Annotated in this window: 7 protein-coding genes; 4 read left to right on the forward strand and 3 right to left on the reverse strand. The window is 66.7% G+C overall.

Annotated elements, in window-relative coordinates:
• Positions 1–39 precede the first annotated feature (39 nt).
• Positions 40–1,038 carry a polyprenyl synthetase family protein gene (locus tag AC3WTC_RS16515; RefSeq protein WP_025873964.1) on the reverse strand — a complete coding sequence of 333 codons (999 nt, stop codon included), beginning with the start codon at positions 1,036–1,038 and terminating at the stop codon, positions 40–42.
• Between the two features lie 203 nt (positions 1,039–1,241).
• On the opposite strand from AC3WTC_RS16515, the gene AC3WTC_RS16520 reads away from it, so the two are divergent.
• Positions 1,242–2,855 (forward strand): alpha-glucosidase family protein, encoded by a 1,614-nt coding sequence (locus AC3WTC_RS16520; RefSeq protein WP_154879587.1) that lies wholly within the window; start codon positions 1,242–1,244, stop codon positions 2,853–2,855.
• Positions 2,856–3,225: 370 nt separating this feature from the next.
• Here AC3WTC_RS16520 and AC3WTC_RS16525 read toward each other — a convergent pair whose 3' ends face one another.
• Positions 3,226–5,985, reverse strand: coding sequence for a TonB-dependent receptor (locus AC3WTC_RS16525; protein WP_492711977.1), 2,760 nt, complete (start codon positions 5,983–5,985; stop codon positions 3,226–3,228).
• Positions 5,986–6,239: 254 nt separating this feature from the next.
• Positions 6,240–8,294 (reverse strand): glycoside hydrolase family 97 protein, encoded by a 2,055-nt coding sequence (locus tag AC3WTC_RS16530; protein ID WP_492711978.1) that lies wholly within the window; start codon positions 8,292–8,294, stop codon positions 6,240–6,242.
• A 236-nt stretch (positions 8,295–8,530) separates the two neighbouring features.
• Here AC3WTC_RS16530 and AC3WTC_RS16535 point away from each other — a divergent pair, with 236 nt between their 5' ends.
• From AC3WTC_RS16535 to AC3WTC_RS16545, 3 genes are read left to right on the forward strand one after another with little or no spacing between them, the layout of a single operon-like run.
• Positions 8,531–10,723, forward strand: a complete 2,193-nt coding sequence (locus AC3WTC_RS16535) for an alpha-L-rhamnosidase-related protein (RefSeq protein ID WP_492711980.1) — start codon at positions 8,531–8,533, stop codon at positions 10,721–10,723.
• Positions 10,720–12,207, forward strand: a complete 1,488-nt coding sequence (locus AC3WTC_RS16540) for an MFS transporter (protein WP_492711981.1) — start codon at positions 10,720–10,722, stop codon at positions 12,205–12,207. Before AC3WTC_RS16535 ends, AC3WTC_RS16540 begins: the two co-directional genes overlap by 4 nt.
• Positions 12,207–13,922 (forward strand): alpha-amylase family glycosyl hydrolase, encoded by a 1,716-nt coding sequence (locus tag AC3WTC_RS16545; protein ID WP_492711982.1) that lies wholly within the window; start codon positions 12,207–12,209, stop codon positions 13,920–13,922. Before AC3WTC_RS16540 ends, AC3WTC_RS16545 begins: the two co-directional genes overlap by 1 nt.
• Positions 13,923–14,017: the final 95 nt, after the last annotated feature.

Consider the following 14,017-nt stretch of genomic DNA (forward strand, 5'->3'; position numbering starts at 1 on the left):
ATCGCGCGCGGTAGCGCCGGGCCGTGCCCGGCGAATCCATCAATGCGAACGCTGTACCGCGTAGCGGGCCAGGCCGCGCAGGGCGGCGACGGCATCGTTGTCGCCCAGGCCGTCAAGCGCCCGTTCGGCGGCCTCTGCATATTCCTCGGCACGACGGCGGCTGTATTCCAGGCCTCCCGTGGCGTGGATCGCCGCCAGCACTTCCGGCATCGCCGAGGCATCACCGTTCTGAACGATCGCGCGCAGGCGCTGGCGGGTGGCCTCATCGGAATGGGCCATGGCATGGATCAGCGGCAGCGTGGCCTTGCCTTCGGCCAGGTCGTCACCCAGGTTCTTGCCCAGCTCGTCGGCGTTGGCTGAATAATCCAGCACGTCATCGGCGATCTGGAAGGCGTAGCCCAGGTGCATGCCGTAGTCGTACAGGGCCTGCTGGGTGGCTTCATCGACGCCGCTGGCCAGTGCACCCAGGCGCGTGCCGGCGGCGAACAGCACCGCGGTTTTGCGCTCGATCACGCGCAGGTAGGCGGCTTCGTCGGTGTCCGGGTTGTGCACGTGCAGCAGCTGCAGCACTTCGCCTTCGGCAATGCGGTTGGTGGTGTCGGCCAGGATCTGCATCACCGGCATCCGGTCCAGCTCGACCATCAGCTGGAAGCTGCGCGAGTACAGGAAGTCGCCCACCAGCACGCTGGGCGCGTTGCCCCACAGTGCATTGGCGGTGCTGCGGCCGCGGCGCAGGCTGGATTCGTCCACCACGTCGTCGTGCAGCAGGGTGGAGGTGTGGATGAACTCGATGATCGCTGCCAGCTGGTGGTGCTCGGGGCCGGAGCCGCCGACCGCATGGCCGGCCAGCATCACCAGCATCGGCCGCAGGCGTTTGCCGCCAGCGGAGATGATGTGGTCGGCGATCTGGTTGATCAGCACCACATCCGAGGACAGCCGGCGGCGGATCAGGGCATCGACGGCAGCCATGTCGGCTGCGGCAAGCGACTGGATCTGGGACAGGCCCAGGGCGGGACGGGTGTCTTCAGTGATGGTCATGCGATCAGGCTTTCAGGCTCATCCCTGATTATAGGCGTTGCCTGTGAATTCGGGCGGATGGCGTCACCGGCGCGTGAGCCGGACCGGCCGGGCGTGAATACGTATGCAGGCAGCGCCATCGCCGGGGAGCCGCCGCTAAGCTTGCGGGAGCAGGATTTCGGCCCGCTTCCGGCGGGCCCCGCATGCCCGGAGGGGGGCTGTCGATGTCGCACTATCCATGGTGGCGCGGAGCCGTCATCTACCAGATCTACCCGCGCAGTTTCCTCGACGCCAACGGCGACGGGGTAGGCGACCTGCCCGGCATCATCCAGCGCCTGGACCATATCGCCGCGCTGGGCGTGGATGCGATCTGGATCTCGCCGTTCTTCCGATCGCCGATGGCCGATTTCGGCTATGACATCGCCGACTACCGCGATGTCGATCCGCTGTTCGGCAGCCTGGACGACTTCGACCGGCTGCTGGCCAAGGCCCACGGCCTGGGCCTGAAGGTGATGATCGACCAGGTGCTCAGCCACACCTCGATCGAGCACGCCTGGTTCCGCGAGAGCCGCCAGGACCGCAGCAACCCGAAGGCGGACTGGTATGTGTGGGTGGATCCGCGCGAAGACGGCACGCCCCCCAACAACTGGCTGTCGCTGTTCGGCGGCGGTGCCTGGCAGTGGGAGCCGCGCCGCGAGCAGTACTACCTGCACAACTTCCTGGTGGACCAGCCGGACCTGAATTTCCACCACCCGGAGGTGCAGCAGGCGACCCTGGACAACGTGCGCTTCTGGCTGGACCGGGGTGTGGATGGCTTCCGCCTGGATGCGATCAACTTCTGCTTCCATGACGCACAGCTGCGCGACAACCCGCCCAAGCCGGCCGACAAGCGCGTCGGCCGCGGCTTCAGCGCGGACAACCCGTACGCCTACCAGTACCACTATTACAACAACACCCAGCCGGAGAACCTGCCGTTCCTGGAGCAGCTGCGCGCCCTGCTGGACGAGTACCCGGGGGCGGTGAGCCTGGGCGAGATCTCCTCGGAGGATTCGCTGGCGACCACCGCCGAATACACCCAGGATGGCCGCCTGCACATGGGCTACAGCTTCGAGCTGCTGGTCAACGATTACAGCGCGGCCTACATCCGCGACACCGTTTCGCGCCTGGAAGCGGCGATGACCGAAGGCTGGCCGTGCTGGGCGGTGTCCAACCACGATGTGGAGCGGGCGGTCAGCCGCTGGGGTGGCCATCCGGCCGACCCTCGCCTGGCGCGGATGCTGGTGGCGCTGCTGTGTTCACTGCGTGGTTCGGTCTGCCTGTACCAGGGCGAGGAACTGGGCCTGGCCGAGGCCGAAGTGCCGTTCGAGGCGCTGCAGGACCCGTATGGGATCACCTTCTGGCCCAACTTCAAGGGGCGCGACGGCTGCCGCACGCCGCTGCCGTGGATCGACGCGCCGCTGGCCGGCTTCACCACCGGCAAGCCGTGGCTGCCGATCCCGGCCGAGCACCAGGCGGCGGCCGTGGCGGTGCAGGCGCAGGATCCGCATTCGGTGCTGTCGGCCTTCCGCAGCTTCCTGGCCTGGCGCCGTACCCAGCCGGCCCTGCTGCACGGTGACATCCGGTTCCTGGACAGTGCCGAGCCAGTGCTGCTGTTCGAGCGTATGCTTGCAGATGAAACTCTCCTGCTGGCCTTCAACCTGTCGGCCGAAGCGGTGAGCCATCCGCTGCCGGCGGGCAACTGGCAGCAGGTGGCTGTGCCGGGCCCGGATGCGGGGACGGTGCAGGGCAATGAACTGCAGCTGCCGCCGCGTGCGGTGTATTGCGCACGACGCAGCTGACCGATTTCTCCGGTGGCGGTACTTGCGGGGACGGGGCCGAAGCGCCCCGTCCCTTTTTTGTGGGCGCGGTTCCGGTGCAGGACATCCACGCAGGGCGTGGATCTAGCAGGGGGGTGCCGAATGAATGCCCGCCACGCATCGATTGCGATGCGGCGGGGGAGATCCACGCCATGCGTGGATGGGGCCGTACCGATCACGGTTCACTGGCCATCGCGTTGTGCGCACAAAGGAAAACCCGCTGCCTGCGCAGCGGGTTTCCGGTCCTGTTCCCTGTGTCCTGTCGCCGGGCATGGCCGGCGCTACCGATGGCGGTACCGGCCAGCGGCCGGCACTACCGAGTCCGGGTCGCCGGGCATGGCCCGGCGCTACCTCAGAACTTGTAGTTCACGCCCAGCATGTAGGTGCGGCCCCATTCGATGTACTCCAGCGGGCGATCCTTGGTGCCGGCGTAGGTGCGGTACGGCTCGTTGGTCAGGTTGCTTCCCTGCAGCAGCAGGGTCAGCCCACGCAGGCTGCTGCTGTCGCTGAAGGTGTAGCTGATCTGCGCATCGGTCACGTTCTCGCCCACGACATAGCGCAGGGTGCGGTTGCCGTTGAAGTTGCCGATCTCGCCGATGAAGTCCGAACGGCGGCGCTGGCTCACGCGTGCTTCAAAGCCACTACGCTCGTAGTAGGCAGTGAAGTTGTACACGCGCTTGGACAGGCCGGGCAGGCTGATCGGGTCGGTGCCCACGCTGGACGCGCTTTCCGGATCCAGAATCTGGATGTCGCTCTTGTTGAAGGTCGCGCTGGCCTGCACGCCGAAGCCACGCAGGCTGTCGGTCAGCATTTCCAGCGGGAACGATGCGGTCAGCTCCAGGCCCTTCAGGGTGCCGCCCTTGCCATTCACCGGAGTCGAGAACGTGCCGGTCGGCAGCACCGGCACCACCATGCCCGGCGGCGGCACATAGTTGCCCAGCAGGCCGGTGAAGTCGTAGTTGTCCACCGACTGGGTGTAGACGTAGCTCTTCAGGTCCTTGTAGAAGATCGCGGCGGCCACGTAGGCCTTCTCGCCGAAGTACTTCTCGTAGGACAGGTCCAGCGCGGTGGCGCGCCACGGGTCCAGCAACGGGTTGCCGCCACTGCCGCCGGGGCGACCGGTACCGGTATCCACGCCGAACTCCAGGCCTGCGCGCATCTGGTCCACGCGCGGGCGCGCGACCTGCTTGGCTGCGGCAAAACGCAGGGTCTGCTCATGCGGGAACATGAAGGCCAGGTTCAAGCTGGGCAGCCAGTCGTTGTACTTGCGGCCGTCCGAGTAGGGCTGGATGTTGTTGCCGGCCGCCTGCGAGCTGTCCCAGTAGCGCGAGTCCGAGCTCTGGTCGGTGTGCTGCATCTGCACGCCGATATTGCCGCGCACGCCCACCACACCGATGTCGGTGTTGATGTTCAGGCGCGCCCAGGCGGTGGTGATCTTTTCCTGCACCGTCCACGACTTGGGAATCAGGTAGTCCAGATTGTCGACCGGATTGAAGGTCATGTAGCGACCGACCGCGCCAGGCACGTTCCAGGCCGGGATGGTGCCCAGGCCGGCGAAGCCGAGGTTGACCGGGCGGTACTGCAGATCCGATGCGATGTTGGCATCGCCCTGCGCGCCCAGCAGGATGTTGCCTTCGGACTGGGTCTTCACCTTGCGGCGGTCGGCATAGTTCACGCCGATATCCAGATCCGGTGCCCACGACGCCATTGCTTCGGGCAGGGCGATGGTCGCGGCCAGCTTGCCGCCCTTCAGGCGGTCTTCCACCTTCGGCACCTTGCCGTAACCAGAACCGTAGATGGTGTTGGTCAGGAACAGCGCGTCCGGGTTGGAGTAGTTCAGGCCCGGGCTGATCTGCGAGAAGCCATCCTGGCGGAACTGCACACTGACCGTATCCAGCTGCGGCATCGGGGTCAGCTGCAGGTTGTTTTCCAGGTTCAGTTCGTCACGGGTGGCCTTGGAATAGTTCAGGTCGGCAACCAGCTTGACGCTGCCGAAGGTGAACTCGTTGTTCCAGCCGAACGCATCGATCTTGTCCTTGCGCTTGTTGTACATGCCGCGCACCAGCGGGTACACGCCACTGGCGGTGCCACCGGTGAAGGTGCCATTGGCGTTGACCTGCGGGTTGCTGACCAGCAGTCCCGGGGTGTAGCCGCCGTTGTAGTTGCTGAGGTTGAGCTCGAACTGGTTGGCGGTGTCGATCTGTTCCGCTTCGGTATGGAACGCGTCGAAGGTGCTGGTCCAGCTGTTGTTCGGCCGGAACTGGATCGTGGCCATCACACCGTCGCGCTTGTTGTTGCCGGTGCGGCGCAGCGCCTTGATGCCGTCGGTGAAGTAGGTGCCAGCGGCAACGCCCGGGCGGTTGCCTGCGTCGGTGTGCTCAGTGGTCCATGGCTCGTACAGGCCCACCTGGTTTTCCTGGATCGGCATGTCGCTGTGCGCGTAGCCGATGGCGATGCCGAGGGTCTTGTCCAGGAACTGGTCGATGTAGCTGGCGCTGAAGCGGTTGCCGTACGGGTCGGTGTCTGCGGCGCGGCCCAACGAACTCTTCTGGTAGCGGCCGCTGACGGCGATGACGCGGTCGGGGAAGCTGAGCGGACGTGCGGTCTGCATGTCGATGGTGCCCGACAGGCCTTGGCCGACCAGCGCTGCATCGGGGGTCTTGTACACGGTCACGCCGTTGACCAGCTCGGACGGATACTGGTCGAACTCGACGCCGCGATTGTCGCCGGTGCTGACCACTTCACGCCCGTTGAGCAGGGTGGTGGCGAAATCCGGCGACAGGCCACGCACGCTGATCACCTGCGCACGACCGGCCACACGCTGTGCGGCAAGGCCAGGCAGGCGCGAGATCGATTCGGCGATGCTGACGTCGGGCAGCTTGCCGATGTCCTCGGCGGAGATGGCTTCGACCACCGAGGTGGCGTCCTGCTTGGTGGCGATGGCGCTTTCGATGCCGCGACGGATGCCGGTGACCTGCACGGTGTCCAGGTTGGTGGCGGCGGTGGCGGTTGGCGGGGTTGCCGTGCTCTGCGTGGACTGCGCTGCTGCCAGCGATGGCGTCAGTACGACGGCCAACGCGATGCTCAGCGCACTGCGCTTGTGGTTCAACATTTTCCCCTCCCAGGCAATGTTGTAGTGCGATTCGTGGTCGTCCCGATGGTGTCGAGGACGTGCGACGCGGTGGCCGCTGTCGTCGCCGCTATGGTAGGCAGCGCGTTCTTCGTGGGAATCACCCTGCATACGTATTCAATGGCGTTTGCAGGGTTGTAATCGCTTCCAGATCATCATTCCGGTAGTGCCGGCCACTGGCCGGCAACCATCCACGTCGCAACGATGCCGGCCAGCGGCCGGCACTACCTGCGCATTCACAGCGGTGTGAAGCGGATGGCCTGTCCGCCGCCCGGCGCCAGCACCAGGGTGAGTGAATCGGTGCTGCTGACCTCGCGTGTTTCGCGCTTGAAGGCGAAGGGACTGCTGCGGAAATCCGCGCCATCGCCATCGCGGTAGACCTCGGCGCGGTAGCGCACGCCCGGCTCCAGAAAACCCAACGACACCGGCAGCACGCGGCCGTTCTCGTCGGTGATGCTGCCCAGGAACCAGTCGCGGCTGTTGCGGTCGCGGCGCACGATCGTCACGTAGTCGCCGACCTCGCCATCGAGCACGCGGCTCTGTTCCCAGTCCACCGCCACGTCCTCGATGAAGCGGAACGCTTCGCGGTGCTGCAGGTAGTGCTCGGGTAGGTCGGCAGCCATCTGGATCGGGCTGTACAGCACCACATACAGGGCCAGCTGGCGGGCCAGTGTGCTGGGAATGGCCTGGCCGTGGCGGCCCTTCAGGCTGAGGATGCCGGGCGTGTAATCCATCGGCCCGGCCAGCATGCGGGTGAACACCAGGTTGACCTCATGCTCGGGCGGGTTCGGTGGCTGGCCCCAGGCGTTGTATTCCATGCCACGTGCGCCCTCGCGGGAAATCCAGTTCGGGTAGGTGCGGCGCAGGCCGGTGTCCTTGATCGGCTCGTGCGGGTTCACCGACAGGTGCCGGCGGGCGGCTTCCTGCACCACCTTCAGGTGATGGCGGGCCATGAACTGCCCGTCGTGCCACTCGCGCCACAGCGGGCCGCCGGCCGGATTGCGGCGATCAACCTGGCCGTCGTCGCAGACGTAGCCGGTCTTGAACTGGTCCACGCCCAGCCGCGCATACAGATCCAGCGCAGCACCCAGCTGGTCTTCGTAGTGTTCGATCGCACAGCCGGTTTCATGATGGCCGATCAGGTGCACGCCCTTCTTCAGCCCGTACGCCGACAATGATTCGATGTCGAAATCCGGCGTGGCGCGGGTGAAGTCGAAGTCGTAACCGTTGCCGACCCAGTTGCCGTCCCAGCCAGGATTCCAGCCCTCCACCAGCACACCACGGAAGCCGTGCGCGGCGGCGAAATCGATCACCTTCCGCGTCTTTGCGGTGGTGGCCGCATGCTTCGGTCCGGTGGCCCAGCTCTCTTCATCCAGGTGCATCGACCACCACACGCCCAGATACTTGGCCGGTTTCACCCAGCTCACATCGCCCAGCGCATTGGGCTCGTTGAGGTTGAGGATCAGGTCGGACTCGACCAGGCCGCCGGCACGGTCGGCGATCTGCAGGGTGCGCCATGGCGTGGCGAAGGGCAGGGCGCGGCGCACCTTCCAGCCTTCGGCCGAAGGCGAAAGCTGGGCGCGCAGGCGCTGGCCCTCGGTGCGGCGCAGCCACATGCCCGCGTAGTCGACCAGTGCCGCCTCATGGATGGCCACGTGCAGGCCGTCGTGGCTGCGCAGGGTCATCGGCGTGTGCACCAGCGGCACTTCGCGCAGCGGGGTGCGCTGGTACAGGTATTCGTAATGGATCGGTTCGCCCGCGGGTATCCACCATGCGGTGGACTCCGGCGCGATGGCGAACTCGGTCAGCTCGTCATCGATGATCGCTTCGCGCAGGTTCGGTTGCTCGGGGAACACATAGCGGAAGCCCAGGCCGTCGTCGTAGGCGCGGAACACCAGGTCCAGCCGGCGCTTGCTGCCGGTGGTTTCGGCCAGATGCACGGTCAGTTCGTTGAAGTGGTTGCGGGTGAGCCGGCGCTCGCCCCAGGGCTGTTCCCAGCTGTCATCGACACTGCGCCGTTCCTGCGCCAGCAGGCTGAAGTCGCGGTCGAGGCGACCATCGCGCAGTTCAAAACCCAGCTTCGAATCGGCCACCACGGTCTGGCCGAGGCGCTCGACGCGGTAGCGCGCGGTACCGCCGTCCAGCACCAGGCTGACCTTCAGCACCTTGTCCGGTGATTCGACGCTGGCGATCTGCGGTGCCGCCGCCTGTGCCAGCGTGGCCCATCCCAGCAGGGCCAGGCCGAAAGCGTGCGCGAACACTGCGCGTACCGTTGTGGGTGACGTCGGCATTTCCCCTCCCAAGGCGCCGTTGACAGACCCGGACCATAAGCCAGGCCGGCAGGCCTGCCGGTACTGCACGCCATGAATACGTATGCAGCTGGACGCAGTCGACAGCCCCGCGTCTACCATGGGGCCAGGGCACCTTGAGGGAGGTGCCGCGCCCGCACGCCGGCAACGGCAGTGCGGACCCACAACGGTGCAGAGAGGGAGGGAGGTCGACGGGCGCAAGCCGGTCTGCCGCTTCGATGCTGAAGATCATTTGCCTGACCGCTGCCCTGGGGGCAGCGCTGGGGACGACCGCGCACGCGGCCGACCTGACATTCGACGGCCGCCAGGCGCGCGCCGAATCCGCTGCCAAGGGCAGCTTCGTGCTGCATGCGCCGAAGGGTGAGGTGCGCATCGCCGCCGCGCCCATGCGCAGCCAGACCGGCAGCGTGATGTTCGACGCGCTGTTCGCGCTGGCCCAGCAGGAAATGGACCAGGACCGGGTGGATGCCATCCGCGATCCGGCCTTCGACGAAGGCCGTCCGGTACCGTGCGAGTGCTTCCAGACAGGCGCGCGCTGGCCGTATGTGTGGACGCGTGACGTCAGCTTTGCAGCCGATCTGGCGCTGGCGAAGCTGGACCCGAAGCGCACCCGTCAGTCGCTGCAGTTCAAGTTGTCGGCTGCGCGCGACGGGCATACGCCCGGCCTGTTCGTGGCCCAGGACACCGGCTCCGGTGGCAGCTGGCCGATCAGCAGCGACCGCGTGGTGTGGTTCCTCGCCGCACGCCACCTGCTGGATGATCCTGCGTTTGCCGAGCAGGTCTGGCAGGCCCTGCAGGGCACATTGGCGCAGGACCGGGCGATGGTCTTCGACGCGCAGGTGGGCCTGTATCGCGGCGAGACCTCGTTCCTTGACTGGCGCGAGCAGACCTATCCGGACTGGACGCGCGAGGACGTGCGCTTCATCGGTGATTCCTACGCGCTGTCCACCAATGTGCTGCATTACCAGGCGCTGCGCCTGGCGCAGCAGATGGCCGCGCAGCTGGGCGACGAGCGCAGCGAGCAGTACAGGGCCTGGGCCGATGCACTGGCGGTGCAGATCGACGCGCGCTTCTGGCGCGAAGACATGGGCCAGTACATGAGCTACATCGGCGAAGCGGCGCACCCGGTGCCGTACGCCAAGATCGATCTGCTCGGCCTGTCGCTGGGCATCCTCGCCGACGTGCTGCCCACTGAACGTGCGCGTCGTGCGCTGGCGGGCTATCCGATGGGCGCTGCCGGAAGCCCGGTGGTGTGGCCGCAGGAAGCGCAGCAGCCGATCTACCACAACCGTGCGATCTGGCCGTTCGTCAGCGCGTACTCGCTGCGCGCGGCGCGCAAGGTGGACGATGCGCCGCGCATTGCTGCCGAGATCCGCTCGCTGATGCAAGGGGCGGCGCTGGCAGGTTCCAACATGGAGAACTACGAACTGGTCAGCCAGGCCGTGCACGTAGACGAAGGCGCGTTGAGCGGGCCGGTGGTCAACTCCGAGCGCCAGCTGTGGTCGGTGGCCGGCTATCTGTCGATGGTCACCGAAGGCGTGTTCGGCGTGCAGGACGACGGTCGCGTGCAGCCCAAGCTGCCGGCCGAGCTGGTGCCGGAGCTGTTCGGAAAGCAGAAGCGGATCAGTCTGGAGGCGGGCGGCAAGCGCTATGTGCTGGAGCGCCCGAAGCAGGTGGGCGCTGGCTTGTTGATCGCGGGAAAAACACGTACGCGCGGCACCACGACCACCGTGCAGCTGGTCGCTGCGCCGGCAGCCGTGAGCCGTGATGTGCCGCGTGCCGATGCCAATGCACGAGCACCGGCCACGCCGCTGGCACCGCAGGCAAAGCGCAGTGGCAAGGGCTGGTCGGTCGCGGTGGCTGCCGGCCAGGTCCTCTGGCAGGACGGTGTCGCGGCCACGGCCAGCAAGGGCCAGGTGCGCGTCGGCGATGATGGCCTGCAGCACTGCCTGAGCCTGACCCGGCGCGAAGGTGCGCTGGAATCCCTGCACAGCCCGATGGTCTGCGTCGGCCCGCAGCAGGTGCTGCGGGGCAGCCGGCAATGGCAGTTCAATGCAGCCAGGGCGGGCCACGTGCGCCTGCGCCTGCAGTACAGCAACCCGAACGGCCCGATCAACACCGGTGTGACCGCGGCGGTGAAGCAGCTGGCCGTGCAGTGCAAGGGCCAGCCTCCGCAGCGGCACACGGTAACGCTGCCGCACAGCGTGGCGGCGCAGGACTCGACCGCGGCAACTTTCGCGGTACCCAAAGGCCGCTGCACGGTGACGCTGGAAGAGGGCTTCAACATGAGCGCGCTGCAGCACTTCGCGCACTACACCGGCGGCAAGGGCGGGCGTGATGGCGTGCTGAACCAGGCCCAGGTCCAGGCGCTGAAGATTGCGCCGGTGGCGGCAGCAGAGGACGCACGATGAGCCGTCCTGCAAAGCCGCAGTTGTCGTTCTGGCAGATCTGGAACATGTGCTTTGGCTTCCTTGGCATCCAGTTCGGCTTTGCCCTGCAGAACGCCAACGCCAGCCGCATCTTCGAAACACTGGGTGCGGACATGGACGCGGTGCCCGGACTGTGGATCGCCGCACCGCTGACCGGCCTGCTGGTGCAGCCGGTGATCGGCTACCTGTCCGACCGCACGTGGACACGCTGGGGACGGCGCCGCCCGTTCTTCATGATCGGCGCGGTGCTGACCACGCTGGCCCTGCTGGTGATGCCGAACTCGCCGACGCTGTGGATCGCGGCCGGCACGCTGTGGGTGCTGGACGCCTCGATCAACGTGTCGATGGAGCCGTTCCGCGCTTTCGTTGGCGACCAGCTGGCACCGCGGCAGCGCCCGGCGGGCTATGCCATGCAGAGCTTCTTCATCGGCGTCGGCGCGATCGTTGCCAGCTTCCTGCCCTTCATCCTGGCCCACTTCGGTGTTGCCAACACGGCAGCGGCGGGCGAGGTGCCCGATACCGTGCGCTATGCGTTCTACTTCGGCGCGGTGGTGCTGCTGGCGGCGATCACCTGGACGGTGGTCAGCACCCGTGAGTATTCGCCCGACGAGCTGGCCAGCTTCGATGATGCCGAACCACCGGCGCATCACGCCGGGACCGCGGTCAGCGGGCCCGCACCGTGGACGCAGGTTGCGCTGTGGCTCGGTCTCGGCGTGCTGCTGGCGGCACTGATCGCGTGGCGCCACGGCGACAAGATGCTGTACGTGCTGGCCGGCCTGTGCGTGGGCTACGGCGCACTGCTGGCGGCGGCGCGGGTACTACCGGGCACGCACATGCTGGCCGCCATCGTCGGCGACCTGCGCGCGATGCCGATCACCATGCGCCGGCTGGCCTGGGTGCAGTTCTTTTCCTGGTTCGCCCTGTTCGCGATGTGGATCTTCACCACGCGTGCGGTGGCCGGCATGCATTTCGGCTCCACCGATGTCGAATCGGCGGCCTACAACGAAGGTGCCAACTGGGTGGGCGTGCTGTTCGGTGCCTACAACGGTTTCGCCGCACTGGCCGCGCTGCTGATCCCGCCGATGGTGCGGGCGATCGGCCTGCGCTGGAGCCACCTGGTCAACCTGTGGCTGGGTGGGGCAGGGCTGATCTCGATGATGTTCATCGACGATCCGCAGTGGCTGCTGCTGTCGATGGTCGGCGTCGGCTTTGCCTGGGCCTCGATCCTGTCGCTGCCCTATGCGCTGCTGTCGGACAGCGTCCCGGCGGCGAAGATGGGCGTGTACATGGGCATCTTCAATTTCTTCATCGTGATCCCGCAGCTGGTCGCGGCCAGCGCGCTCGGTTTCGCCCTGCGCGCATGGCTGGGGGGCCAGCCGATGCATGTCCTGGTGCTGGGTGGCTGCAGTCTGTTGATTGCCGGTCTGTGCGTGTTGCGGGTTCCGTCCCGTCCGGAGGTGGTGTGATGCGTGGTGCCCTGTCTGCTGCTGCATCCCTTGTGCTGTTCGCTGGCCATGCTTCGGCTGCGCCACGCCCGGCCTATGTTGGTACCACCGAGCCGTTCGCCAGTGACGCGGTGTACTTCGTGGTCACCGACCGCTTCGTCAACGGCGATCCGTCCAACGACCATCGCGACCAGGGCGGCAAGCACCGTACCTTCGATATTCCGGTGCCATGCCCGGACAAGGTGGACGGCAACATCGGCTATCTCGGTGGCGATTTCCGTGGTGTGCTCGACAATGCCGACTACATCCGCAACCTCGGTTTCGGCGCGGTGTGGATCACCCCCATCGTCGACAACCCGGACGAAGCCTTCACCGGCAGCAAGCCGATCAGCTGTACCAGCACCCTGACCGACCGTGGCAAGACCGGCTATCACGGCTACTGGGGCATCAACTTCTACACGCTGGACGAGCACCTGCCGAGCAGGGACCTGGATTTTGCCGGGTTGACCAAGGGCCTGCACGGCGCCGGCCTGAAGGTGGTGCTGGACATCGTCGGCAACCATGGATCGCCGGCCTGGACCATGCCCAAGCGGCAGCCGCAGTTCGGCCAGATCTTCGACAAGGACGGCAGGTTGATTGCCGACCACCAGAACCTGCCGCCACAGAAGCTGGACCCGAAACACAATCCGCTGCACGCGTTCTACAACAACGTCGGTCCGGTCGACAGCAAGGACGGCTCGATCTTCGATGGCAACCTGGCCGAGCTGAGCGACTTCAACCAGGCCAACCCGGCAGTGATGGACTACCTGGTGGGGGCGTACCTGCAGTGGACCGCGCAAGGTGTGGATGCGCTGCGCATCGATACCATCGGCTGGCTGCCGCATCCGTGGTGGCACGAGTTCGTCAACCGCATCCGCGCGCAGCACCCGGGCATGTTCATGTTCGGCGAAGCGTTCGACTACAACGCCGCCAGCATCGCCGAACACACCTGGCCGGCCAACGCCAATGTCAGCGTGCTCGACTTCCCGCTGCGCGGCGCGCTGGAGCAGGCCTTCGGCAGCGCCGGCAAGGGCTTTGAAACGCTGGCTGAGCCGCTGCACCTGACCGGTGGCCCGTACGCCAACCCGTATGAGCTGATGAGTTTCTACGACAACCACGACATGCCGCGCCTGCAGGCCAGCGACAGCGGCTTCATCGACGCGCACAACTGGTTGTTCACCGCGCGCGGCATTCCGGTGGTCTATTACGGATCGGAAACCGGCTTCATGCGCGGCCGTGCGGAGCACGCCGGCAACCGTGCCTACTTCGGCCAGCCGCGGGTGGATGCAGCCCCGCAGAGCCCGATCTTCGCCCCGCTGCAGCGCATCGCCAAGCTGCGCGAGAGTACGCCGGCGTTGCAGCGCGGCCTGCAGGTGAACGAACGTCTGCAGGGCGATGAAGCGGTGTTCTTCCGTGTGCTGCAGCATGGCGACGTGGCGCAGACCGCGCTGGTGCTGCTGAACAAGGGCGATGCCACGAAGACCTTCAGCGTGGACCGCTACCTGCAGCCCGGCCTCTGGCGCGACGCGCTGGACGGTGGCCAGGTGATGGTGAAGGGCAGCCTGAAGGCGGAGGTGCCGGCGCACGGGGTGAAGGTGTTTGTGCTGGATGCGGACGTGCAGCAGCCGGCCCTGCAGGCCGAACTGGACAAGGCCATGGCAGACCAGCTGGCGCGCGACCAGCGACTGAAGCGCTGACCGCGCAGTGACCAGCGGAAACGGTAGTGGGGGGGGGGGGGGGGGGGGGGGGGGGGGGGGGGGGGGGGGGGGGGGGGGGGGGGGGGGGGGGGGGG

The organism is Stenotrophomonas sp. FW305-C-20-S1 (genome assembly GCF_058783335.1).

Bases quoted from the DNA above. Each gene is read 5' to 3' on its own strand.
- AC3WTC_RS16540 (WP_492711981.1), top strand. From the start codon at position 10,720: ATGAGCCGTCCTGCAAAGCCGCAGTTGTCGTTCTGGCAGATCTGGAAC.
- AC3WTC_RS16515 (WP_025873964.1), bottom strand. From the start codon at position 1,038: ATGACCATCACTGAAGACACCCGTCCCGCCCTGGGCCTGTCCCAGATC.
- AC3WTC_RS16545 (WP_492711982.1), top strand. From the start codon at position 12,207: ATGCGTGGTGCCCTGTCTGCTGCTGCATCCCTTGTGCTGTTCGCTGGC.
- AC3WTC_RS16530 (WP_492711978.1), bottom strand. From the start codon at position 8,294: ATGCCGACGTCACCCACAACGGTACGCGCAGTGTTCGCGCACGCTTTC.
- AC3WTC_RS16525 (WP_492711977.1), bottom strand. From the start codon at position 5,985: ATGTTGAACCACAAGCGCAGTGCGCTGAGCATCGCGTTGGCCGTCGTA.
- AC3WTC_RS16535 (WP_492711980.1), top strand. From the start codon at position 8,531: ATGCTGAAGATCATTTGCCTGACCGCTGCCCTGGGGGCAGCGCTGGGG.
- AC3WTC_RS16520 (WP_154879587.1), top strand. From the start codon at position 1,242: ATGTCGCACTATCCATGGTGGCGCGGAGCCGTCATCTACCAGATCTAC.